This window comes from Streptococcus anginosus (assembly GCF_900636475.1).
Taxonomy (GTDB): Bacteria; Bacillota; Bacilli; order Lactobacillales; family Streptococcaceae; genus Streptococcus; species Streptococcus anginosus.
In genome coordinates, this window is the sequence record NZ_LR134283.1 from 17,065 (window position 1) to 41,954 (window position 24,890).

Consider the following 24,890-nt stretch of genomic DNA (forward strand, 5'->3'; position numbering starts at 1 on the left):
TTTGTAAAAGGAGAATAATTTTCAGAAAATATTTTCAAAAACAGTTAAATTTTATAAAATAAAGTATGGTTAGATTTGATGAAAGAACTTTTATGGATGAGATGGCACGACTACGTGAGAAAGAATTTCTTAAACGTGTCAAAGCATATGACGATAGTGTTGCAACTAACATGATACAACATGGTTATAAACGAGTAGATAGCAGTGAGCGAACCGTGCTCTTTACTTTTGGAGAAATGACCTTCTCACGAAACAGATGGCGAAAAGGGAAAAAGACGCGTTATCCCGTCGATGAGTGGTTGGGATTAAAACCCTATATACGCTATTCTCCCGAACTTATTCTTCACATGGCTAAGCACGCTTCCAAATTGTCCTATCGGGAAGTTTGTCGAACGATTCAGACAGCTTATGATTTGCTCGTGACAAAGGATGCTGTCTTAAAAGCAGTTAAAGTAGCTGGTCGTCTTTTTTCAGAGAGGGAACAATATCGCTTTTTGCTCGAAAAAGAGCAACCGCAAAAAATCCAAGCAGACAAAATCTACTTGGAAGGGGATGGCGTGATGGTGAAAACAACCTCTGGTGGTGACGAACGTCACAATACCGATTTGGCTCATTTTCTCGTCCATACAGGGACTAAAAAGGTAGGTAAAAACCGTTATATCCTACAAAATAAACATGAAATCATTCATACAAACTATGAGACGGCTAGAGAAGAGCTACTGGATTATCTCTATAACCACTTTGAAATTACGGATAAAACGATTCTGATTACTAATTCAGATAACGGAAAGGGCTATACCAAACGAGTCTTTCAAGAAATTAAGAAGTCTTTAGGGATTAAACATCATGAACATTTTTGGGATGCTTACCACCTAAATGAACAACTTGAAACCTTCCTAAAGCCTTACCCTTATTCCTTGCAAGTGCTAGCTTTTAAGGCTATTCAGACATATCAAAAACCTCTCCTTCAGTCAGTATTTGATACTGTAGAGTCACTTATTCAAAGCGATGAGGAGTATGATCGGTTTCATACTTTCCGTCAAAAACTTTTTAACCATTTCAAAGAAACAAAACCACCCAAATTAAGAGGCTTATCCTCACAAGGGATTGGTGTTATGGAAAGTCAGCACAGGAAGGTTACATATAGGATGAAGCACCGAGGGATGTATTGGTCAGTAAAGGGGGCTTGTGCTATGGCTAAGATGATTCTCTTAGAACGAATGGATCAGCTAGAGGAGTTGTTTTTTGGAGATTGGCGAAGAGAATATCAGTATTATCAAGGAAATAGATTGAGTGCTGGTAGTCTGGTTAACCATTATCCCCATAAAGCCGTCATTAGGAAAAAAGGATATTTTGGTAAGTTATAGTTATAATTAGGGATACATAAGAACCGCTAAAAAAAGGGATTTTTAGGGTCTTTTTGTCGTACTTTCTCTTGCTTTTTTGTGTAATCTATGGTACAATATATTTATTAAAAACGAAAAAGGTGTAGAAGCGTGAACTTCTACACCACCGATTAAGACAAAACGGAACTTTGCTTAATCAGTCAAACAGTATTGTACCATACAAAGAACAATATCGTCAAGACTGGAGCAGAGAAAAAACTTTGTTTCAGTTTTTTTCTGACAAAAACCTAATGTTTTCTTAGGTTATAAGGGTTAGTTAGACTTTCCCAAAAATTTAGACACAAACAGAACTTCATTTGGAATTGAAGAACTAAGCCTATTTGTGATAAAATAAGAAGATGGTTGTTTTTCGGTTATGCTGAAAAACAAAAGAAGAGAAAGGAAACAGAGATGAAAATTACTCAAGAGGAAGTAACGCATGTTGCTCACTTGTCAAAACTAGCTTTTTCACCTGAAGAAACAGCAGAATTTGCGACAACTTTGTCAAAAATTGTGGACATGGTGGAGCTACTAAATGAGGTTGATACGACTGGTGTGCCTTTTACATCAAATGTTGCAGAAAATGTCAACTATATGCGTGAAGATGTAGCAGTTGCAGGTTGGAATCGAGAAGAACTTTTCCAAAATGTACCTGAAAAAGAGCGAGGCTATATCAAAGTGCCTGCTATTCTAGATGACGGAGGAGACGCCTAATGATTTTGAATCAAAAAACAATTGAAGAATTGCATAATCTCCTTGTCAAAAAGGAACTTTCCGCAGTTGAGCTGACGAAAGCTACTCTGGAAGATATGAAAAGTCGAGAAAGTTCCGTTGATAGCTTTATTACGATTAGTGAAGAAGAAGCCTTGGCGCAAGCAGCAGCAGTAGACGCGAAGGGAATTGATGCAGATAATTTTATGAGCGGGATTCCACTAGCTGTTAAGGACAATATTTCTACTAAGGGGATTCTGACGACAGCTGCGTCAAAAATTCTTTACAATTATAAGCCAATTTTTGATGCAACTAGTGTCGAAAAGCTTTATGAAAAAGATATGATTGTCATTGGTAAGACCAATATGGACGAATTTGCCATGGGTGGCTCTAGTGAAAATTCTTATTTTAAGACTACGAAAAATGCTTGGGATGCTACCAAAGTTCCCGGTGGTTCATCTGGTGGTTCAGCGACAGCAGTTGCTTCTGGTCAGGTTCGCTTGTCTCTAGGTTCTGATACCGGTGGTTCTATCCGACAACCAGCTTCCTTTAACGGAGTGGTCGGACTGAAGCCAACTTATGGGCGTGTTTCTCGTTTTGGACTCATTGCCTTTGGTAGCTCGTTGGATCAAATTGGACCATTTTCTCGGACGGTCAAAGAAAACGCTCAGCTTTTGGGCGTAATTGCAGGCAATGACAAAAAAGACTCAACTTCTTCTCAACGAACTGTTCCTGATTTCACTAGTAAGATTGGTCAAGATATTAAAGGATTGAAAATTGCTCTTCCAAAAGAATATATGGGTGAAGGGATTGATGAAAAAGTCAAGGAACGCATTTTAGCGGCTGCCAAGCATTTGGAAAGTCTGGGAGCGATTGTTGAAGAAGTTAGCCTGCCCCACAGCAAATATGGGGTAGCGGTTTACTATATCATCGCTTCTTCTGAAGCCAGTTCCAACTTGCAACGTTTCGACGGGATTCGTTATGGCTATCGGGCAGAAGAGATTGAAAACTTAGAGGACGTCTATGTCAAGTCTCGTAGTCAAGGTTTCGGTGAGGAAGTGAAGCGCCGGATTATGCTCGGAACGTTTAGTCTATCTTCTGGTTATTACGATGCTTATTTCAAGAAAGCAGGTCAAGTTCGGACGCTCATTATGCAGGATTTTGCCAAGGTATTTGAAAAGTATGACTTGATTTTAGGACCAACTGCACCGACGGTTGCTTACGACTTAGGAACTCAAAGTCACGATCCAGTAGCCATGTATTTGGCTGACCTTTTGACAATTCCGGTCAATTTGGCAGGGCTTCCTGGTATCTCCATTCCAGCAGGCTTTGCGGATGGTCTGCCGGTTGGGCTGCAATTGATTGGAAATCATTTTGATGAAGAGACGATTTACCAAGTAGCAGCTGCTTTTGAAGCAACGACAGACTACCACAAGCAAAAACCAGTCATTTTTGGAGGTGAAAAATAATGAACTTTGAAACGATTATTGGACTGGAAGTCCACGTTGAATTAAAAACAAATTCAAAAATTTTCTCACCAGCACCGGCTCATTTCGGGGAAGATCCAAATACCAACACCAATATCATTGACTGGTCTTTCCCAGGTGTCCTGCCAGTGATGAACAAGGGAGTTATTGATTACGGTATTAAGGCTGCTCTGGCACTCAATATGGATATTCATCAAAAGATGCACTTTGATCGCAAGAATTATTTCTATCCAGACAATCCGAAAGCTTACCAAATCTCTCAATTTGACGAGCCGATTGGCTACAATGGCTGGATTGAGATTGAACTAGAAGACGGTACGACTAAGAAAATTCGCATTGAGCGGGCTCATTTGGAAGAGGACGCTGGCAAGAACACTCATGGCAGCGATGGTTATTCTTATGTTGACCTTAATCGTCAAGGGGTGCCTTTGATTGAGATTGTTTCAGAAGCTGATATGCGCAGTCCAGAAGAGGCTTATGCTTACTTAACGGCGCTCAAAGAAATTATCCAGTATACGGGTATTTCTGACGTCAAAATGGAAGAAGGCTCCATGCGCGTGGATGCCAATATTTCTATTCGTCCTTATGGTCAAGAAGAGTTTGGAACCAAGACAGAACTAAAAAATCTTAATTCCTTCAATTTTGTTCGCAAGGGCTTGGCTTTTGAGGAAAAACGTCAGGCTGAGATTTTGCGTAGCGGTGGACAGATTCGTCAAGAAACTCGCCGTTACGATGAAGCAACAGGCGAAACTCTTTTGATGCGGGTTAAAGAAGGTTCGGCAGATTATCGTTATTTCCCAGAGCCTGACCTACCAATTTTTGAGATTGATGATAGTTGGATTGAGGCAGTGCGCTCAGATTTACCAGCCTTTCCAAAAGAACGTCGGGCTAAGTACAAGGCAGATTTTGGATTGTCAGACTATGATGCCAAGCAATTAACAGCAACGAAGAACATCTCAGATTTCTTTGAAGCTGCAGTGACAGCGGGCGGAGACGCAAAATCTGTGTCAAACTGGCTCCAAGGTGAGGTCGCTCAGTACCTCAATGCGGAAGGTAAAACCATTGAAGAAATCGATTTGACACCAGTCAACTTGACTGAAATGTTGAGTTTGGTGGCAGACGGTACGATTTCCTCTAAAATTGCCAAAAAAGTCTTTGTTCATTTGGCGAAAAATGGTGGTTCAGCCAAGGAATACGTTGAAAAAGCTGGCTTGGTGCAGATTTCTGATCCAGCGCAGCTATTGCCAATCATTCAGGACGTTTTTGCTAACAATGAAAAAGCCATCAACGACTACAAGGGTGGTAACAAAAATGCAGCCAAATCCCTGATTGGTCAGCTCATGAAAGCTACCAAAGGTCAAGCCAATCCACAAGTAGCTCAAAAACTGCTTAATGAGGAATTGGCGAAGTTGTAAAATCTAAAAAATCAGTCGTTTTGGCTGATTTTTTGTGCTATAATCATAAAATGGAAAAGTTTAGGGGTAAGATATGTCAAAAATAGCAAAGGGCACCATTTTAACGTTAATAGCGGGAATTGCATGGGGATTATCTGGGACGAGCGGACAATACTTGATGGCGCATGGATTTCCAGTTTTAGTTTTAACGAATGTTCGACTTCTAATCGCAGGGGCTTTGTTGGTATTGTATATGTTGCTAACTAATCGTAGAAAATTGGTTGAAATGATAAAAGACCGAAAAGCAATGATGTCTTTGGCACTGTTTGCTTTGTTAGGATTGTTGCTCAATCAATTTGCTTATTTAAAGTCTATTTATGAAAGCAATGCAGGAACGGCAACCGTTTTACAATATGTCTGTCCGGTTGGAATCCTTGCTTATACTTGTATCAAAGACCGTGTTGCACCTACTGTGACAGAAGTATTGTCTATGATATTGGCTGTTGGTGGTACCTTTTTGATTGCCACTCATGGACAACTCAATCACTTATCTGTCACGCCTGCAGGACTGTTCTGGGGACTGTTTGCGGCATTCACTTACGCTTTGTATATTCTTATTCCGATTCAGTTGATAAAGACATGGGGCAGTATTCCGGTGATTGGAGTGGGGATGATGTTCGCAGGCCTTGTTCTGATACCATTCAGCGGTATCTTGCATTTTCATTGGCGATTGTCAATGGAAGTATATCTGGCTTTAGCTGGGATTATTTTAGTGGGGACAATTCTCGCCTATACGCTATTTCTCAAAGGAACCAGTTTAGTCGGACCTGTGAAATCTAGCCTTCTGGCGGCTGTTGAGCCTATATCGGCTGTATTTTTTGCCTTTCTCATTATGCAGGAGCAATTTTATCTCGTAGATTTTGCTGGTATGTTTATGATTTTATCAGCGGTCGCCTTGATTTCTATAAAAGATCTGATATTGGAAAAAAGAAAAGGGATCTTATAAAAAGACAGAGCTGTTTATTTCACTCTGCCTTTTATTTTGAAAATAATTGCCAAAAGAAATCAATAATGTACGTCAAACCGTAAGTATAAATGACCAGTGTGATTGGTTTGCATAATACAATAATTATCATGTATTTTTTAAAAGACATCTTCGTCAGGGCTGCTAGCATGCAGAGGAAGTCTGCTGGGCTGATAGGCCAAATCATCATAAAGATGAAAAAACGCTCAAAACGATTGCCCTCATCCAGCCAGCCAATGTATTTGTCATAGGTGCGTTTGCTGACGACAGATTGGACAAAAGCTGGTCCGTAGGTACGCGCCAGATAAAAAATAATAGCACAGCCGATGACGATGCCGACATAATTATAAATGGTTCCAACGATATGACCATAAATAAAAACACCAGCAACCGAAGTCAAAGCTCCGGGAATAATAGGAACAACTGTCTGTAGGATTTGCAGGAAAATAAAGAGTGGCGGTCCCCAAAATCCAGCCTGTTTAATAAAGGCGGACAGGGTTTCTTTGGATTGTAAAATGCCAGCATAATAGGCCCAGATACAGAAAATCACCGTTCCAACTGCTCCGATAATAGAAGACCAGTTGATAAATTTTTGTAAAAAAGGGGAAACGGCAGTCATTTTCTTACTCGTATTTGCCATAAGTTCCTCCGTGTTAAATTCTCCATTCTTACTATAACATTTTTAAACATTTTTTGGCAAATTGTACATAAAATCGATGAAAAAATCTAGGGTGCGAAAACTCTTTTTTTATGTTAAAATAGGTAGAAGTATAATGTTTGGAGAGAAATGTGGCGATTGAAAATTACATGCCTGATTTTGCGATTGAGGCAGTTTACGATTTGACAGTTGAAAGTTTAAAAAAACACGGTATCAAGGCTGTTTTGGTGGATTTAGATAATACTCTTATCGCATGGAACAATCCCGATGGAACACCAGAAATGAAGCAGTGGCTCCATGATGTGCGCGATGCAGGAATTCGGATTATTGTAGTGTCCAATAACACTAAAAAACGAGTGAAGCGAGCAGTTGAAAAGTTTGAGATTGATTATGTCTGTTGGTCTATGAAACCATTCACTTGGGGGATTGATCGGGCGCTGAAAGAATTTCATTTTGAGAAAAATGAAGTGGTCATGGTGGGAGATCAGCTCATGACTGATATTCGAGCTGCTCATAGAGCAGGAATTCGTTCGATTTTGGTCAAGCCACTGGTCGAGCATGATTCGTTAAAGACCCAGATTAACCGAGCTCGTGAGCGTCGTGTGTTGAAAAAAATCACTGAAAAATACGAACCGATTGAGTATAAAAAAGGAATTTAAACATGGAAGACATTCTTTGTATTGGGTGCGGAGCGCCGATTCAGACAAAATATAAGGATAGGCTTGGCTATATTCCTCAGTCAGCTTTGGAAAAGGGACTGGAGACGGGCGAATTGTATTGCCAGCGCTGTTTTCGTCTGCGCCACTACAACGAAATTACTGATGTGCAACTGACAGACGATGATTTTCTCAGACTTCTCCACGAAGTCGGCGACAGCAATGCTCTCGTAGTCAATGTAGTAGATATTTTTGATTTTAATGGTTCAGTGATTCCGGGTTTGCCACGTTTTGTGGCTGGTAATGATGTGCTGTTGGTCGGAAACAAAAAAGATATTCTTCCCAAGTCGGTCAAGACGAGCAAGGTTACACAGTGGCTGATGGAGCGGGCTCACGAGGAAGGACTGCGCCCTGTTGATGTAGTTTTGACTTCAGCTCAAAACAAGCAAGCGATTAAAGAATTGATTGAAAAGATTGAGCAATATCGAAAAGGTCGAGACGTTTATGTGGTCGGCGTGACCAATGTTGGTAAGTCCACACTTATCAATGCCATTATTCAGGAAATTACCGGGGATAAGGAAGTTATTACGACTTCACGATTTCCAGGGACGACACTGGATAAGATTGAAATTCCGCTGGCTGACGGCAGTCATATCTACGACACACCAGGGATTATCCACCGTCACCAAATGGCTCATTATCTGTCTGCTAAAAATCTCAAATATATCAGTCCGAAAAAGGAAATCAAGCCCAAAACTTACCAACTTAATCCTGAACAAACCCTCTTTTTAGGGGGCTTGGGACGCTTTGATTTTGTGTCGGGTGACAAACAGGGTTTTACGGCTTATTTTGACAATGAGCTCAAATTGCATCGCACCAAGCTTGCGGGAGCGGGAGAATTTTATGAAAAGCATGTTGGCTCTTTGCTAACACCGCCCTCTAAAAAAGAAGTATCAGATTTTCCTCAGCTAGTTAAACATGAGTTGAAAATTGAAGCCAAAACAGATGTAGTCTTTTCAGGCTTGGGCTGGATTCGTGTGACAGGACCAGCACAGATTGCAGTTTGGGCACCAGAGGGAGTGGCAGTAGTGACCCGCAAAGCCATTATCTAAGAAGAAATGGCTGTTAGAAAAATAAAGAGAAGACAAACGAAATAAGAAACAAAAGAGGAATCTATGTCATTAACATCCAAACAACGGGCTTTTTTAAATAGCCAAGCTCACAGTCTCAAACCCATCATTCAGATTGGCAAAAACGGTCTCAACGACCAGATTAAAACAAGTGTCCGTCAAGCTCTAGATGCTAGAGAATTGATTAAAGTGACTCTTCTGCAAAATACAGATGAGAACATTCATGAAGTAGCAGAAATTCTCGAAGAGGAAATCGGTGTGAATACTGTTCAAAAAATTGGTCGCACTTTAATTCTGTACAAGCAGTCTAGCAAAAAAGAAAACCGCAAAATTTCAGTAAAGGTAAAAGAAATTTAGAGGAAGCAGCCTATGGCAATTGAATTACTGACTCCTTTCACCAAGGTGAAGTTGGAACCAGAAGTAAAAGCAAAAAAAAGAAAGCAAGTTGGGATTTTAGGTGGAAACTTCAACCCAGTCCACAATGCCCATTTGGTCGTAGCTGATCAAGTTCGGCAACAATTATGTTTAGATCAGGTCTTGCTGATGCCTGAGTATGAGCCACCACATGTTGATAAGAAATCAACGATTGATGAGAAGCACCGACTGAAAATGCTGGAGTTGGCAATTGAAGGCATTGAAGGTCTGGGAATTGAGACCATTGAGCTGGAGAGAAAAGGTATTAGTTACACCTATGATACGATGAAATTCTTGACGGAAAAACATCCAGATACAGATTATTATTTCATCATCGGAGCGGATATGGTAGATTACCTTCCTAAGTGGCATCGAATTGACGAATTAGTCGATTTGGTTCAATTTGTTGGGGTTCAGCGTCCCCGTTATAAAGCAGGAACTTCTTACCCGGTTATCTGGGTAGATGTGCCGTTGATGGATATTTCTTCTAGCATGGTTCGAGCTTTTCTGGCTCAAGGTCGGACGCCGAATTTTCTCCTACCCAAGCCAGTTTTAGACTATATTGAGAAAGAAGGGCTTTACAATGGGATATGAAACTTATGTGGGAATTTCTCGTGAGCAACTTTTAGTCAAAATGCAGCAGCTTTTACCAGAGAAACGTTTTAAACATTGTCTGGGAGTGGAACAAGCAGCGATTGACTTGGCAGAGCGTTTCGGTGTAGATGTGGAAAAAGCTGGTTTGGCAGGGTTGCTTCATGATTATGCAAAAAAGCTTTCTGATGAAGAATTTCTGGCGCTGATTGATAAGTATGCTCTGGATCCAGCATTGAAAGATTGGGGAAATAATGTCTGGCATGGCATGGTCGGCATTTATAAAATTCAGGAAGATTTAGGATTGACAGATCCAGAAATTTTGAGAGCTATTGAGGTTCATACCGTAGGTTCTGCTCAGATGTCCGATTTAGATAAGGTGGTTTATGTAGCAGACTATATTGAGCCTAATCGGGACTTTCCAGGAGTGGAGCAAGCGCGTGAAATTGCTCATGTTTCGCTCAACCAAGCTGTGGCTTATGAAACAGCACATACAGTGGAATACTTGGCACACAAGGGCTTGCCTATCTATCCTCAAACTTTGGAAACTTACAATGCTTATGTACACTATTTAGAGAAACATTAAAACGAAGAGGACTACATGAAAGAACAAGAACTATTAGAAATTGTTGTAAAAGCAGCGGATGAAAAACGAGCAGAAGACATTACTGTGCTAGATTTGCAAGGATTGACGACGATGACAGACTATTTTGTCATTGCCAGCTCTATGAATAGCCGTCAACTAGAAGCGATTGCTGATAATATTCGTGAAAAAGTCACAGAAGCAGGGCAATCAGCTAGCCATGTAGAAGGAGACTCTGCTGGAGGCTGGGTACTTTTGGATCTAGGCGGAGTGGTCGTGCATATCTTTTTTGAGGAAATGCGGAATCACTACAACCTTGAAAAACTCTGGCATGAAGCCGTTGGTGTGGATGTGACACCATTGCTTGCGAAACAAGCCTTGTAGATAAAAAACGATGAGGGTTGAGGACATTGTCCCAACCTCTTTCAATGAGAAGAAAGGAAGAGTACCTTTTTGGTACTTCTAGATAAGATGACAACTTATGAAACCTTCGCATCAGTCTATGATGCTATTATGGATGATAATCTTTATGATAAATGGACCGATTTTTCGCTCCGCCATTTTCCAAAAAATAAGAAAAAGCTCTTAGAATTAGCTTGTGGAACAGGAATTCAATCCGTACGCTTTGCCAAAGCTGGCTTTGATGTGGCAGGACTTGATTTGAGTGATGAGATGCTTGAAATCGCTCGTAAACGTGCCAAAGAAGCAGGTGAAGCTATTGAATTCAGACAGGGCAACATGCTTGATTTGTCGCAGGCTGGAAAATACGATTTGGTGACTTGTTACTCAGATTCAATTTGCTACATGGCCGATGAAGTTGAAGTCGGTGATGTCTTTCAGCAAGTTTACAACTGCTTGAACGAAGGCGGTGTTTTCGTTTTTGATGTGCACTCGACTTACCAGACAGATACTGTCTTTCCTGGTTATTCTTATCATGAAAACGCTGATGAATTTGCCATGATCTGGGATACATACGCCGATGAAGCCCCACATTCAGTCGTGCATGAATTGACCTTCTTCTTGCAAGACGAAGACGGGCGCTTCACACGCTACGATGAAGTCCACGAAGAACGCACTTACGAAATTCTGACCTATGATATTTTACTGGAACAAGCTGGATTTAAAACTGTTAAGGTTTATGCAGATTTTGAAGACCAAGCACCGAAAAAGGAAAGCAAACGTTGGTTTTTTGTGTGTGAGAAGTAGGGGGATTTATAGGCTTTTAATTTTTAGAGTGATAGTAATACAGAAAGATATAATATGGATGAACTGATCTTTATAAAACAAAAAAATAAGACAACTGAGGTTTTAAGCTACCAATTCTTGGAGTCAATAGATAAAGTTAGAGTTCAATTTCAGAGTGGCAAAGAATATCTATATAAAAGAGAAAACGTAAAAGTTTATCAGTACTTAGAAGAGCTTCCTGTAAATAATTACCGATACTGTAGATTAGGACAAGATCCTTATACAAATGTCGCACGAGTTAAAAAATATTCTTATGAAGCTGAGGTTAAAGTTAGGATTTGTTTTGAAAATGGGGGTGAGAGTATTGTAGATTTTGAAAATCTAGAAATTGAGGAGTCAGTCTTTCTTAACGAACAATCTCGTAATATTTTTTCTTATTTTAAGAGGCTTGCTGATTTAAATGAACTTCGGAGTGAGGATGGTAGTTCTTTATTGAGCAATAATTATTCTAAAGTAGATTTCATATCAAAAAAGACGGTACTGACTCGCTTTTTATCACCAAGCACTTCACAAGAAAATCTTCAATCAGTAGCTACAGAGCTAATTTTTCCCTTTGGTTGTAATAATAGCCAATTTGTAGCAACGAAACATGCAATGGAAAATCAGATTAGTCTCATTCAAGGACCGCCAGGTACGGGAAAAACTCAGACTATTTTGAATATCTTGTCAAATATCCTTTATAGGGAGCAAACGGCTCTTGTAGTGTCCAATAATAATTCTGCTATTACCAATATTTCTGAAAAACTAGCTCAGCCAGACATATCTTTAGATTTTTTAACTGCCACTTTGGGAAGTAGGAAAAATAAAGACTTATTTCTTGGTAACCAATCTACAATTTTACCTGATTACCTTCCAGAATTTTCTAATGATATTAACAAGGGTATTGATATAAATAATTTAATTCAAATTTTTAGCATTAAGGAGCAAGAAGCCGATCTAAAGTCAGAACTAGCACTTATTGAGACAGAATATAAACATTTTCAGGATTATCTATCAGAACATGACATTTTAGAGACGGACTTATCAAAGTTGTCCTCGAAAAAAGTTTTAGACTTATTGTTGGATTGTGAAAATATTTTTGAAAACCATAAGAAAATTGGTTTTATATTTAAACTGAAAAGTTTATTTAAATATCGAATCAAAGATTTTACTTTTTATGAACAGGATTCCATGTCACTAGCTGCAGCAATCCAAAAAAGATTTTATGAGTCTAAAATACTAGAATTAAAGAAATCATTGTCTAAACTAGAACATCAATATCAAGGATTATCGGGCGATAATAAATTGATAGAAATGAAATCGTATTCAAAAGCGGCTTTAAAATATAAACTATCACAAAGGTTTGTCCCGAGCGGTAAACGGAAGTCATTTAAAAATGAAGATTTTGATACTCTAAAATCGTCGAATGATTTTTTGAAAGAATATCCTATTGTTTTGAGTACGACTTTTTCAGCTAAAAATTGTTTAAATAAATCTGTTATATATGATTATTTGATTATAGATGAAGCTTCTCAAGTAGATATAGCCACTGGTGCCTTAGCATTATCTTGTGCGAAAAACGTAGTGGTTGTAGGGGATCTTCAGCAGCTACCTAATATTGTAACAAGAGAAATTGGAGAGAAAGCAGAACGTCTTAGGACAGAAAATGAAATAAACCGATGTTATAGTTTTAGAAAGAGTTTTTTAGAGGTAATGACCGAATTATTTCCTGACGAGCCTCAGACTTTATTGAAGGAACATTATCGCTGTCACCCTAAGATTATCCAATTCTGTAATCACAAATTCTACAATGGTCAATTACATATTATGACAGAGGATAAAGGTGAAGAAAATGTTCTGATTGCTTATAAATCCGTGAAAGGAAATCATGCGAGGAGCCATGCTAATCAGCGAGAAGTTGATATCATTAAGCAAGAGGTTATAAGGCATTATCATTTAAATCAGGATAAAACGGGCATTATTGCACCTTATCGTCCCCAAGTGAATCTATTACAACAGCAAGTAGGAACCTTTATAAGCGATACGGTACATAAATTTCAAGGTCGTGAATACGATACTATGATTGTTTCAACAGTGGATAATTATATAACACGTTTTACGGATGATGCACATTTATTAAACGTTGCTGTTTCCAGAGCGAAGGAGCAGCTTATTTTGGTAACTTCGGGAAATCAACAGAGACCTGATAAAAATATAAGTGATTTGATGGGCTATATTTCCTATCAAAACTGTGATATTAAGCAGAGTCAGATTCACTCAGTGTTTGATTATCTTTATAAACAATATGAAAAACGACGAGAAATATATTTTAAGAATAGGCAAAGACATTCTAAATATGACTCGGAAAATTTAATGTATGAGCTCGTTAAAGAAATTTTGCTCTCTTATCCTGATTTAGATGTTGTAACGCAATATCGTTTACAACATCTTATAAGGGATTCGTCGCTATTAACAGATGCGGAAAAAAACTTTTCTAGTCAAAGTCGAACTAGTTTAGATTTTTTGATCTTTAATAAATTAACTAAAACTCCAGTTTTAGCTATTGAGGTAGATGGGTATCGATACCATCGTCATCCAGATCAAATCAGACGTGACACTTTAAAAAATAGTATTTTACAAAAATATCGTATTCCTCTTTTAAGGCTACCAACAAATGGTAGTTGCGAAAAAGAGAAACTAGTATCGGCACTATCTGATTACGAACAAACGACCACAATTATCTTGTCTGAAGGTGTTGTGGAACCTATTGAATAATCCGTCTTTTAAGGAGCACTCCATGACTGTTACTGGTATTATTGCTGAATTTAATCCTTTTCATAATGGGCATAAGTATTTGCTGTCGCAGGCTGAGGGGGTCAAGATTGTTGCCATGAGCGGCAATTTTGTCCAACGTGGTGAGCCTGCGATTGTGGATAAGTGGACACGCGCGGAAATGGCTCTGCGAAATGGCGCTGATTTGGTGGTTGAATTACCATTTTTGGTGGCTGTTCAGTCAGCTGACTACTTTGCACAAGGAGCAGTAGATATTTTAGAACGCCTTAGTGTGAATAAGTTGACCTTTGGCACGGAAGAGGTCTTAGATTATCAATACTTTTCACAGATTTATGGGGATAATCGACAGAAAATGGTGGACTACATACAAGATTTGCCAGATGATTTGTCTTATCCACAGAAAACGCAGAAAATGTGGGAAAAGTTTGCTGGTGTGAAATTCACAGGCAATACACCCAATCATATTTTAGGGCTTTCTTATGCCAAAGCTTGCGTGAATAAGGCTATCGAGCTTCTCCCAATCAAACGTCAGGGAGCTGGTTATCATTCACAAGAAGAAAATTTAAAATACGCCTCTGCTACGGCTCTTAGAGAGCGTCTTAATTGTCCAGATTTTTTGGAGAAATTTACCCCGGCTCATGAACTGCTGATTCAGTCTCCCAAAGTGACCTGGTCAGCACTCTATCCTTTGCTGCGTTACCAGATTATCAGTCATCCCGATTTGACGAGTTTTTATCAGGTTAATCAAGAACTTGCGGTGCGCTTGCAGGAAGCAGTGAAAACCAGTTATAGCGTAGAGGAGTTGGTCGAACAAGTCGCAACCAAGCGATATACGAAAGCACGAATCAGACGAATTCTGACTTATATTTTGGTCGGTGCAAGAAATGATCAGTTGCCTAGCGGTATTCATATCTTGGGCTTTACTCAAGCAGGTCGAGAACATCTTAAAAAGATGAAAGGGAAAACAGACTTCATCAGTCGCATCGGTCAAGAACCATGGGATTCCTTAACCCAGCGAGCTGATTGTATTTATCAGCTAGGGAACGCCCAACTAGAGGAGCAGAATTTTGGGAAAATCCCGATAATAGTAGATTGATACAAAATTATTTTATAGAGCTAGACATTGTCAATAATTTGCTAGTGAAATTCAACCTGACTTGTGATATAATAAGAAAGATTGAAAAAGTGAAAATCTAAAGGAGAATATCCAATGGGACGTAAATGGGCCAATATTGTGGCAAAAAAGACTGCCAAAGATGGTGCAAACTCAAAGGTTTATGCTAAATTTGGTGTTGAAATCTATGTAGCAGCTAAAAAAGGAGAGCCAGATCCAGAATCGAACTCAGCTTTGAAATTTGTTATTGAACGTGCGAAACAAGCGCAAGTGCCAAAGCATGTCATTGACAAAGCACTGGATAAGGCAAAAGGAAACACAGACGAAACCTTTACAGAGGGGCGTTATGAAGGGTTTGGACCAAATGGTTCTATGCTCATCGTTGATACACTAACTTCAAATGTCAACCGTACGGCAGCCAATGTTCGCTCTGCCTTTGGTAAAAACGGTGGAAATATGGGAGCAAGTGGCTCAGTTTCTTATATGTTTGATAATAAAGGTGTGATTGTGTTTGCAGGAGACGATGCAGACAGTGTTTTTGAACAACTGTTAGAAGCAGATGTAGACGTAGATGATGTAGAAGCAGAAGATGGAAGCATTACAGTTTATACAGCACCAACAGATTTGCACAAGGCCTTGACTGCTCTCCGTGAATCTGGTGTAGAAGAATTCCAAGTCACCGAATTGGAAATGATTCCGCAATCTGATGTGACCTTATCAGGTGAAGACTTAGAAACATTTGAAAAGTTGTATGCTGTTTTGGAAGATGACGAAGATGTCCAAAAAATTTATACAAATGTAGAAGGATTTTAATAGTGAAGAAAGAGGTGGTGGGACAGAAATAAATATTTTTAATTTTTACTTCTGTCCTACCACCGCAGGGTTGCTTAGATACTCTTCTGAGCTTAAAAAGCAAATGAAGAGTCCGACAGCTACTGCGTCAAGAGTTTTTCACTAATACAGATTGAGACTGAGATAATTTTGTCCCAGTCTCTTTTTTTGTTACTTACTAATCTCTCAGTGTTTTTTAAGAAATTTAGTTATAAGACCGTATGTATGTTTAGCTAGTATCTTCTTTACTTTGATAGAGTAGACATGGAGTTTGGTAGAAAAGGTGGCTAGCTAATAATATGTAGTTGAAGAGTGAGGTTGGTTTCCAAGACTGCTTGTTGTAGCTTAGTTTATTCTAAAAATTCAAATAAGGAGCGTAAAAAGCAGACAAACCAGTGATAAACTATAAGTTGAGAGAAGTAAACTATTGGTCGATTGAGTTTGTAAGAAAAGGTGCTACAATATAATTAGCAAATGGAGGGAGGAAAAATCTGATGAAAAAACAAACACTAGGTATGATGATTTCATCATTAAGGAAAGCAAAAGGGATGACACAGTTAGAACTGGCTGAAAAGATGGGGGTCACTGATAAGGCTGTTTCAAAATGGGAAAGAGATTTATCCTATCCAGATATTAATACCATTCCTAAATTAGCAGACCTGTTTGATACATCGGTAGATGAGCTGATGCAAGGACAGACAGTGATGAAAGAAAACAAGAAAAATAGAAAATCTGATATTGTTGACACCGTGTTGAGAGGACTTGGAGTAGCCATGGGGATTGTTGTAGTGGTTTTATCTGCTTTAGGAAAAGTGGACACTAAGGCTGCACTGACAACGCTTGGACTTGGTTTAGCCAGCCTTTCTATCTCCTCACTAAAGGATAGAAACGAATGAGAATAATTGTTAAAGGCGTTGGTGAAATAATTATCGCCTTTTCTGGTAAGTTTTCATATTCAGGTCATCTAGAGATTTTACATAGGGTTATATTACAATGGTAATAAGATTCTCGCAAGCATCTGGGAACAGGGAAAAAGAGGAGGGAAAAATGGACGCTTTTAAGCATATCAATCCTAAGTTTTTAGTATGGTAAAGAATTATTCGGGTGCACAATTTGTCAAAGACCTTGTAGCTAGATTATCGTGGCAATTATTGCCTTACCATTGTCAATTGCTTTAGCGATTGCTTCGGGGGTCAATCCAGAGCAAGCTCTTTATACAGCTGTTGTAGTTGGTTTTTTCATTTCCTTTTTTAGGTGGGAGTCGTGTTCAGATTGGTGAGCCAACAGCCGCTTTAGTTGTTATCATTTATGGAATTATTGCGCAATACGGTCTGGCTGGTCTGACAGTAGCTACTTTCTTAGCTGGTCTAATGCTCATCGGCATGGGTTTGTTGCATTTTGATGATCTGATTAAATTTATTTCAAAGACCATCACTGTTGGATTTACCCTTGGAATTGCCGTTGGAATCATCGTTGGACAAATCAAGGACTTATTTTGTCTGAACAAGGTAAAAATGTCTTAATTCTTCGTATGCGCAGTGTGTCTGCAATGGATATTTCGGGATTGGATGCTCTTGAAGAGATCCTTGGCAAATGTCAACGAACAACCTTACCATATCATGGAAAAAGCAAGCTTTATTGATAGAGTTGGTGCAGACAACTTTTGTGCTAATATTGATGTCGCTTTAACGCGCGCAGCTAGTTTAGAAAAGTAATTGAGTTTTCCACTATTCGTCAAATGTATCAATGTTTGGTAAAAATCTGATTTCGTTTAGCTCTACTTGATAAAGAAAAACTATCACTTTGATAAAAATCAAATAATAGTCAAGAAGGAAAATATTTGATATGATAAGATTTATCTTAATGAAAGAGGTTATTATAGGAATATGAAAAAAGTGTTGAAATATTCTTCTTTAACAGCCCTTGGGCTTCTGACAATAGGAGCTTTAGCAGCATGCTCCAATTCAAAATCAACGACTTCATCTGCTAAAATAGAAATTAAAGTTGCAACGAATGCTTCACCAAAGCCATTTAACTATGAAGAAAATGGGAAACTAACAGGTTATGAAATCGAAGTAGTTCGTGCGATCTTCAAAGATTCTGACAAATACAAGGTCAAATTTGAAACGACAGAGTGGTCTGGTATTTTCGCTGGTCTAGATAGCGATCGCTACCAAATGGCGGTCAACAATATCAGCTATACAAAAGAACGTGCAGGCAAGTATTTGTATGCAGCTCCAACTGCTAAAAATCCAAACGTTTTAGTGGTGAAAAAAGACGATAAAAGTATCCAATCGCTGGATGATATTGGTGGTAAAACAACAGAAGTTGTACAAGGGACAACGACTGCAGCACAATTAGAAAAATACAATCAAGAACATTCTAGCAATCCAACGAAAATTAGCTATACAAAAGCAGATTTTCAACAGATTATGAGTCATTTAAACGACGGTAAGTTTGATTATAAGATTTTTGATAAAATTGGTGTTGAAACAGTCATTAAAAATCAAAAACTGGACAACTTGAAAGTGATTGATTTACCAAGTGATCAACAACCTTATGTTTATCCGCTTTTAGCAAAAGGACAAGATGAGTTGAAAACATTTGTTAATAAGCGCATTCAAGAGTTGTATAAAGACGGAACTCTGGAAAAATTATCTCAAAAATTTTTTGGTGGTAGTTACTTGCCAGCGGAAGCAGATTTGAAATAAGAGAATGTAAAGCCAGCTAGTTTCAAAGTTTCAGCTGGTTTTCTTACACAAAACAGTTATAGTTTATAGCTATACCTTTTGTTATGAAATAACAATTTGTCAATCAGCTAAATATGTGCGATACTATTTTCATAAGATTTTTAAAGGAGACAGAAAATGAAATTGAAAAAATGGTTTGGAATAATGGCTCTAGCAGCTGCAGCAGTGATTGGCTTAGCAGCTTGTGGTTCAGGAAATAAAAGTGATAACGCCAAAACGGTTAAGATTGGTGTGATGACAAAGAGCGACTCAGAAGAAAAACGCTGGGACAAGATCCAAGAATTGTTGAAAAAAGACAATATTAAATTGGAATTTACAGAATTTACGGACTACTCGCAACCAAATAAAGCGGTTGCTGATGGTGAAGTGGATATCAATGCTTTCCAACATTACTATTTCTTGAACAATTGGAACAAGGAAAACAAGCAAGACTTAGTCGCAGCTGCTGAAACTTATATCTCACCCATTCGTCTCTACTCTGGTACCAAAAATGGAAAAAATAAATATACAAAAGTAGACCAAATTCCAAATGGTGCAGAAATTGCGGTTCCAAATGATGCGACAAATGAAAGTCGGGCGCTTAATTTATTACAATCTGCAGGATTGATTAAATTAGACAAGTCTGGAAATGAATTGGCAACTGTGGCAAATATCAAAGAAAATCCGAAAAAATTGAAAATTACAGAATTGGATGCTAGTCAAACAGCTCGCTCATTGACTTCAGTAGACGCAGCCGTTGTAAACAATACATTTGTAACAGAAGCAAAATTGGACTATAAAAACGCTTTGTTCATTGAACCAAAAGATAAAAATTCAAAACAATGGTTTAATATCATTGCAGCCAAAAAAGATTGGGAAAAATCTTCAAAAGCCGATGCCATTAAAAAAATCATCAAAGCTTACCATACAGATGAAGTGAAAAAAGTGGTTGAAGAAACATCAGATGGCTTAGACCAACCAGTTTGGTAATCTTAATTCTATTAGCTGTAGTTCAGTCTAAAAACTCAGTTGGTAATTCCAACTGAGTTTTGTCGCCATTCTATAAGGAGAAAAGATGACATTTTCAAGTGAAGAAGAACAAATTAAAAGATTTGAAGAGGATATGGTGGCACAAGAATATATCGCCATTTTACGAACCTTGATTGCTAAAAAATCAATCTTCGCTCAACAAGTCGGTTTACAAGAAGTTGCTGCTTATCTGAAAGAAATTTTTACAAAAGCTGGTGCAGAGGTGGAATTAGATGACAGCTATACAGCGCCATTTGTGATAGCAACATTTAAAAGTCAGAATCCAACAGCTAAGACAATTATTTTTTACAACCATTATGATACAGTTCCGGCAGATAGTGATCAAATTTGGACAGATGATCCGTTCACTCTATCTATTCGGGATGGTAGTATGTATGGTCGTGGAGTCGATGATGATAAAGGGCATATTATCGCACGTTTGACGGCTGTTCAAAAGTATTTACAAAAGCATAAGAGTTTGCCTGTCAATGTCATTTTTATGATGGAAGGAGCAGAAGAGTCTGCTTCGGTTGATTTAGAGAAATATCTAGAGAAACACAAATCTCTTCTACATGGAGCAGACCTGTTGGTTTGGGAGCAAGGAATTAAAAATTCTTTAGGTCAACTTGAAATTTCTGGCGGAAACAAAGGAATTGTGACCTTTGATATGAAGGTCCAAAGTGCGGAAGTGGATATTCATTCTAGCTTTGGTGGTGTGATTGATTCAGCTTCTTGGTACTTGTTGAACGCCCTTGCTAGCTTGAGAGGTAAGGATGGACGTATTCAGGTAGAAGAACTTTATGATCAAGTAATCGCACCTAATCAACGAGAGTTAGCTTTAGTGGAACAATACGCTCAGCGTAGTCCAGAAGAAGTACAAGCTATTTATGGTTTGGAATTGCCTTTATTACAAGAGGAGAAAAAAGCTTTTTTAAATCGAATTTTCTTTGAACCCTCTTTAAATATTGAAGGAATTACTTCTGGTTACCAAGGTCAAGGAGTGAAGACGATTCTTCCGTCAGAGGCTTCAGCAAAAGCAGAAGTTCGCTTAGTGCCAGGACTGGAACCTCAGAGAGTGTTAGAACTGATTCGCAAACAACTCGACAAAAATGGTTTCGATAAGGTAGAATTAGTTTATACTTTGGGAGAAATGAGCTATCGTAGTGATATGAGTGCGTCGCCGATTTTAAATGTCATTAAACTGGCTAAGAAATTCTATCAAAAAGGAGTTTCTGTCTTACCAACTACAGCAGGTACAGGACCGATGTACACGGTATTTGAAGCACTTGAGGTACCAATGGTCGCCTTTGGACTTGGAAATGCGAATAGTCAAGACCATGGCGGTGACGAAAATGTTCGCATTGCAGATTATTACACCCATATTGAATTAGTAGAGGAGCTGATTGCAAGTTATGAGTAAAGAAATGATTCAGTTAGATCACATTGATGTAACCTTTCAACAAAAGAAACGTCAGATTCAAGCAGTTAAAGATGTGACGATTCATATTCAAGAAAGAGATATTTATGGAATTGTCGGTTATTCTGGGGCTGGGAAATCAACCTTGGTTCGTGTCATTAACCTACTGCAAGTTCCAACGAGTGGGAAAATTATTGTAGATGATGATGTTCTTTTTGACAATAAAGTAACTTTGACAGCAGAACAGCTGCGCCGCAAACGTCAAGACATCGGCATGATTTTTCAACATTTTAATCTGATGAGTCAATTAACAGCAGAAGAAAATGTAGCTTTTGCGCTCAAACATTCTGGCTTATCAAAAGAAGAGAAGAGAGCAAAAGTGCGTACATTGTTGGAGTTGGTTGGTTTAGCTGATCGTGCTGAAAACTATCCTTCTCAGCTTTCTGGAGGGCAAAAACAGCGGGTTGCAATCGCGCGTGCCTTGGCAAATGACCCCAAAATCTTGATTTCTGATGAATCAACCTCTGCCTTAGATCCAAAAACAACTAAACAAATTTTAGCTCTTTTACAAGATTTAAATCAAAAGCTAGGATTAACAATTGTTTTAATCACCCATGAAATGCAAATTGTTAAAGACATTGCCAACCGTGTCGCAGTTATGCAGGACGGTCAATTGATTGAAGAAGGTTCTGTCTTGGATATTTTCTCTAATCCTCAGCAAGACTTAACCAAAGACTTCATCTCGACTGCAACAGGAATTGATGAAGCTATGGGCAAGATTGAGCAACAAGAAATTGTCAAACATTTGGCGAAAAATAGTCTCTTGGCGCAAATGAAGTACGCAGGAACCTCTACAGATGAACCCTTACTGAATGAAATTTACAAACATCATCAAGTTACTGCCAATATACTTTATGGGAACATTGAAATTTTAGGTGGAACGCCTGTTGGAGAACTGGTCGTTGTTTTATCTGGTGAAAAGGAAAATCTAGCAGCTGCTAAAACAGCCATTCGTGAAGCTGGTGTTCAATTGACAGTATTGAAGGGAGAAGCATAGATGGAAAATTTTATTCAAACATACTTGCCAAATGTTTATCGAATGGGTTGGAGCGGTCAAGCTGGCTGGGGAACAGCTATTTACTTGACATTGTATATGACAGTCATTTCTTTTATTATCGGCGGATTGTTAGGCTTAATTGCAGGGCTTTTTCTTGTTTTGACTGCTCCAGGAGGTGTCTTGGAAAATAAAGTAGCTTTTTGGATTTTAGACAAAATCACATCTATCTTCCGTGCTATCCCATTTATTATTTTGTTAGCTGTTCTTTCACCTTTTTCACACTTGATTGTGGGGACTAGTATTGGACCAAATGCAGCTATCGTACCTCTTTCTTTTGCAGTATTTGCTTTCTTTGCTCGCCAAGTTCAAGTTGTACTCGCTGAGTTAGACGGCGGTGTTATCGAGGCCGCCCAAGCTAGTGGAGCAACTTTTGGTGATCTTGTCGGTGTTTATCTGCGAGAAGGTTTGCCAGATTTGATTCGTGTGACAACAGTCACTCTCATTTCTCTCGTTGGCGAGACTGCAATGGCTGGTGCAGTCGGTGCTGGAGGAATCGGGAATGTTGCGATTGCTTATGGCTTCAATCGTTATAATAACGATGTAACGATTTTAGCAACAGTTATTATCATTGTACTTATCTTTGCCATTCAGTTCGCTGGTGATTTTTTGACTAGAAAATTAAGCCATAAATAGGATAGCTGAGATGATTGTTAGAGATAAACAATAAATATATAGAAAAATAATATAAAAGTTCTATGATAATAGGTCATAGAATTTTTATTTTATACATATTTTCTCTTTCGTATGACCAGTACAAGTATTTAGCAGTTTACAGGAGATAAGAAAGAGGAGGAAGGAAAAATTGAAAGAAAAAGTTTAAGAAAAGTAAAAAAAGATAAAAAAAGATAAAAAAAGGTATTGACAAGAAGAGGAGGAGGTGATATACTAAGATAGTTGTCGCTTGAGTGGCGACAAAGACCTTTGAAAACTGAACAAGACGAACCAATGTGCAGGCGACTGTTTAAAGACAGTCCGTCAAACATTAAGAAGAAACAATAAATCTGTCAGTGACAGAAATGAGTGAGAGCTCAAACTTTATATGAGAGTTTGATCCTGGCTCAGGACGAACGCTGGCGGCGTGCCTAATACATGCAAGTAGGACGCACAGTTTATACCGTAGCTTGCTACACCATAGACTGTGAGTTGCGAACGGGTGAGTAACGCGTAGGTAACCTGCCTATTAGAGGGGGATAACTATTGGAAACGATAGCTAATACCGCATAACAGTATGTAACACATGTTAGATGCTTGAAAGATGCAATTGCATCGCTAGTAGATGGACCTGCGTTGTATTAGCTAGTAGGTAGGGTAATGGCCTACCTAGGCGACGATACATAGCCGACCTGAGAGGGTGATCGGCCACACTGGGACTGAGACACGGCCCAGACTCCTACGGGAGGCAGCAGTAGGGAATCTTCGGCAATGGGGGGAACCCTGACCGAGCAACGCCGCGTGAGTGAAGAAGGTTTTCGGATCGTAAAGCTCTGTTGTTAAGGAAGAACGAGTGTGAGAATGGAAAGTTCATACTGTGACGGTACTTAACCAGAAAGGGACGGCTAACTACGTGCCAGCAGCCGCGGTAATACGTAGGTCCCGAGCGTTGTCCGGATTTATTGGGCGTAAAGCGAGCGCAGGCGGTTAGAAAAGTCTGAAGTGAAAGGCAGTGGCTCAACCATTGTAGGCTTTGGAAACTGTTTAACTTGAGTGCAGAAGGGGAGAGTGGAATTCCATGTGTAGCGGTGAAATGCGTAGATATATGGAGGAACACCGGTGGCGAAAGCGGCTCTCTGGTCTGTAACTGACGCTGAGGCTCGAAAGCGTGGGGAGCGAACAGGATTAGATACCCTGGTAGTCCACGCCGTAAACGATGAGTGCTAGGTGTTGGGTCCTTTCCGGGACTCAGTGCCGCAGCTAACGCATTAAGCACTCCGCCTGGGGAGTACGACCGCAAGGTTGAAACTCAAAGGAATTGACGGGGGCCCGCACAAGCGGTGGAGCATGTGGTTTAATTCGAAGCAACGCGAAGAACCTTACCAGGTCTTGACATCCCGATGCTATTTCTAGAGATAGGAAGTTTCTTCGGAACATCGGTGACAGGTGGTGCATGGTTGTCGTCAGCTCGTGTCGTGAGATGTTGGGTTAAGTCCCGCAACGAGCGCAACCCTTATTGTTAGTTGCCATCATTAAGTTGGGCACTCTAGCGAGACTGCCGGTAATAAACCGGAGGAAGGTGGGGATGACGTCAAATCATCATGCCCCTTATGACCTGGGCTACACACGTGCTACAATGGCTGGTACAACGAGTCGCAAGCCGGTGACGGCAAGCTAATCTCTGAAAGCCAGTCTCAGTTCGGATTGTAGGCTGCAACTCGCCTACATGAAGTCGGAATCGCTAGTAATCGCGGATCAGCACGCCGCGGTGAATACGTTCCCGGGCCTTGTACACACCGCCCGTCACACCACGAGAGTTTGTAACACCCGAAGTCGGTGAGGTAACCGTAAGGAGCCAGCCGCCTAAGGTGGGATAGATGATTGGGGTGAAGTCGTAACAAGGTAGCCGTATCGGAAGGTGCGGCTGGATCACCTCCTTTCTAAGGAAAAAA

The 24,890-nt window shown here is 39.4% G+C and carries 23 protein-coding genes, 1 rRNA gene and 1 pseudogene; 24 read left to right on the forward strand and 1 reads right to left on the reverse strand.

The features are described from left to right. The first annotated feature begins 65 nt into the window (after positions 1 to 65). The 5 genes from EL079_RS00070 to EL079_RS00090 all read left to right on the forward strand — a co-directional run bounded on the left by EL079_RS00070 (position 66) and on the right by EL079_RS00090 (position 5,983). Complete coding sequence (locus EL079_RS00070) at positions 66 to 1,367, forward strand: ISLre2 family transposase (protein ID WP_428696083.1); 1,302 nt, start codon at positions 66 to 68, stop codon at positions 1,365 to 1,367. A 429-nt stretch (positions 1,368 to 1,796) separates the two neighbouring features. Then, positions 1,797 to 2,099 carry an Asp-tRNA(Asn)/Glu-tRNA(Gln) amidotransferase subunit GatC gene (gatC, locus tag EL079_RS00075; RefSeq protein ID WP_003026120.1) on the forward strand — a complete coding sequence of 101 codons (303 nt, stop codon included), beginning with the start codon at positions 1,797 to 1,799 and terminating at the stop codon, positions 2,097 to 2,099. Continuing rightward, positions 2,099 to 3,565, forward strand: coding sequence for an Asp-tRNA(Asn)/Glu-tRNA(Gln) amidotransferase subunit GatA (gene gatA, locus EL079_RS00080; RefSeq protein WP_003031007.1), 1,467 nt, complete (start codon positions 2,099 to 2,101; stop codon positions 3,563 to 3,565). The genes gatC and gatA overlap by 1 nt, the downstream gene beginning before the upstream one ends. After that, the gene (gatB, locus tag EL079_RS00085) at positions 3,565 to 4,998 is read left to right on the forward strand and encodes an Asp-tRNA(Asn)/Glu-tRNA(Gln) amidotransferase subunit GatB (protein WP_003031003.1); all 1,434 of its coding nucleotides are present in this window, start codon (positions 3,565 to 3,567) and stop codon (positions 4,996 to 4,998) included. Before gatA ends, gatB begins: the two co-directional genes overlap by 1 nt. A gap of 73 nt (positions 4,999 to 5,071) precedes the next feature. Continuing rightward, complete coding sequence (locus EL079_RS00090) at positions 5,072 to 5,983, forward strand: DMT family transporter (RefSeq protein ID WP_003031019.1); 912 nt, start codon at positions 5,072 to 5,074, stop codon at positions 5,981 to 5,983. A 31-nt stretch (positions 5,984 to 6,014) separates the two neighbouring features. On the opposite strand, the gene EL079_RS00095 is transcribed toward EL079_RS00090, so the two are convergent. Further along, the gene (locus tag EL079_RS00095) at positions 6,015 to 6,641 is read right to left on the reverse strand and encodes a TVP38/TMEM64 family protein (protein ID WP_003031015.1); all 627 of its coding nucleotides are present in this window, start codon (positions 6,639 to 6,641) and stop codon (positions 6,015 to 6,017) included. A gap of 149 nt (positions 6,642 to 6,790) precedes the next feature. On the opposite strand from EL079_RS00095, the gene EL079_RS00100 reads away from it, so the two are divergent. The 19 genes and pseudogenes from EL079_RS00100 (at position 6,791) to EL079_RS00185 (ending at position 24,878) form a co-directional block, all read left to right on the forward strand. Further along, the gene (locus EL079_RS00100; RefSeq protein WP_003031000.1) at positions 6,791 to 7,318 is read left to right on the forward strand and encodes a YqeG family HAD IIIA-type phosphatase; all 528 of its coding nucleotides are present in this window, start codon (positions 6,791 to 6,793) and stop codon (positions 7,316 to 7,318) included. Positions 7,319 to 7,320: 2 nt separating this feature from the next. Beyond that, positions 7,321 to 8,427 (forward strand): ribosome biogenesis GTPase YqeH, encoded by a 1,107-nt coding sequence (gene yqeH, locus EL079_RS00105; protein ID WP_003031004.1) that lies wholly within the window; start codon positions 7,321 to 7,323, stop codon positions 8,425 to 8,427. A gap of 63 nt (positions 8,428 to 8,490) precedes the next feature. Further along, on the forward strand, positions 8,491 to 8,802 hold the full coding sequence (yhbY, locus tag EL079_RS00110) for a ribosome assembly RNA-binding protein YhbY (protein ID WP_003031018.1): 312 nt from the start codon (positions 8,491 to 8,493) through the stop codon (positions 8,800 to 8,802). Positions 8,803 to 8,814: 12 nt separating this feature from the next. Continuing rightward, on the forward strand, positions 8,815 to 9,453 hold the full coding sequence (locus EL079_RS00115) for a nicotinate-nucleotide adenylyltransferase (protein WP_003035578.1): 639 nt from the start codon (positions 8,815 to 8,817) through the stop codon (positions 9,451 to 9,453). Continuing rightward, positions 9,443 to 10,036 (forward strand): bis(5'-nucleosyl)-tetraphosphatase (symmetrical) YqeK, encoded by a 594-nt coding sequence (gene yqeK, locus EL079_RS00120; RefSeq protein ID WP_003031009.1) that lies wholly within the window; start codon positions 9,443 to 9,445, stop codon positions 10,034 to 10,036. The genes EL079_RS00115 and yqeK overlap by 11 nt, the downstream gene beginning before the upstream one ends. Positions 10,037 to 10,051: 15 nt before the next feature. Continuing rightward, the gene (gene rsfS, locus EL079_RS00125) at positions 10,052 to 10,417 is read left to right on the forward strand and encodes a ribosome silencing factor (RefSeq protein WP_003031013.1); all 366 of its coding nucleotides are present in this window, start codon (positions 10,052 to 10,054) and stop codon (positions 10,415 to 10,417) included. A gap of 87 nt (positions 10,418 to 10,504) precedes the next feature. Beyond that, complete coding sequence (locus EL079_RS00130) at positions 10,505 to 11,239, forward strand: class I SAM-dependent DNA methyltransferase (RefSeq protein WP_018543699.1); 735 nt, start codon at positions 10,505 to 10,507, stop codon at positions 11,237 to 11,239. Between the two features lie 54 nt (positions 11,240 to 11,293). Continuing rightward, the gene (locus EL079_RS00135; RefSeq protein WP_003030999.1) at positions 11,294 to 14,032 is read left to right on the forward strand and encodes an AAA domain-containing protein; all 2,739 of its coding nucleotides are present in this window, start codon (positions 11,294 to 11,296) and stop codon (positions 14,030 to 14,032) included. A gap of 22 nt (positions 14,033 to 14,054) precedes the next feature. Then, positions 14,055 to 15,146, forward strand: coding sequence for a nucleotidyltransferase (locus EL079_RS00140; protein ID WP_003031008.1), 1,092 nt, complete (start codon positions 14,055 to 14,057; stop codon positions 15,144 to 15,146). A 114-nt stretch (positions 15,147 to 15,260) separates the two neighbouring features. Next, positions 15,261 to 15,977, forward strand: coding sequence for a YebC/PmpR family DNA-binding transcriptional regulator (locus EL079_RS00145; protein WP_003026093.1), 717 nt, complete (start codon positions 15,261 to 15,263; stop codon positions 15,975 to 15,977). Positions 15,978 to 16,489: 512 nt separating this feature from the next. Next, positions 16,490 to 16,891: a helix-turn-helix domain-containing protein gene (locus EL079_RS00150; RefSeq protein WP_003031014.1), complete on the forward strand. Its 402-nt coding sequence runs from the start codon at positions 16,490 to 16,492 to the stop codon at positions 16,889 to 16,891. A gap of 151 nt (positions 16,892 to 17,042) precedes the next feature. Then, positions 17,043 to 17,500, forward strand: a pseudogene (locus tag EL079_RS09975) (SulP family inorganic anion transporter); the annotation flags it as partial. A 44-nt stretch (positions 17,501 to 17,544) separates the two neighbouring features. After that, positions 17,545 to 17,637 carry a hypothetical protein gene (locus EL079_RS09990; RefSeq protein WP_368400214.1) on the forward strand — a complete coding sequence of 31 codons (93 nt, stop codon included), beginning with the start codon at positions 17,545 to 17,547 and terminating at the stop codon, positions 17,635 to 17,637. Between the two features lie 244 nt (positions 17,638 to 17,881). After that, positions 17,882 to 18,706: an amino acid ABC transporter substrate-binding protein gene (locus EL079_RS00160; RefSeq protein ID WP_003030998.1), complete on the forward strand. Its 825-nt coding sequence runs from the start codon at positions 17,882 to 17,884 to the stop codon at positions 18,704 to 18,706. Positions 18,707 to 18,862: 156 nt separating this feature from the next. Beyond that, positions 18,863 to 19,714, forward strand: coding sequence for a MetQ/NlpA family ABC transporter substrate-binding protein (locus EL079_RS00165; protein WP_018543698.1), 852 nt, complete (start codon positions 18,863 to 18,865; stop codon positions 19,712 to 19,714). Positions 19,715 to 19,799: 85 nt separating this feature from the next. After that, positions 19,800 to 21,173, forward strand: a complete 1,374-nt coding sequence (locus tag EL079_RS00170; protein WP_003031010.1) for a M20/M25/M40 family metallo-hydrolase — start codon at positions 19,800 to 19,802, stop codon at positions 21,171 to 21,173. Further along, complete coding sequence (locus EL079_RS00175; protein ID WP_003031001.1) at positions 21,166 to 22,227, forward strand: methionine ABC transporter ATP-binding protein; 1,062 nt, start codon at positions 21,166 to 21,168, stop codon at positions 22,225 to 22,227. Before EL079_RS00170 ends, EL079_RS00175 begins: the two co-directional genes overlap by 8 nt. Then, positions 22,228 to 22,920 (forward strand): methionine ABC transporter permease, encoded by a 693-nt coding sequence (locus EL079_RS00180; protein ID WP_003031017.1) that lies wholly within the window; start codon positions 22,228 to 22,230, stop codon positions 22,918 to 22,920. It begins immediately after the preceding gene. 402 nt (positions 22,921 to 23,322) lie between these two features. Continuing rightward, positions 23,323 to 24,878 (forward strand): 16S ribosomal RNA (locus EL079_RS00185). The last annotated feature ends 12 nt before the right edge of the window (positions 24,879 to 24,890 follow it).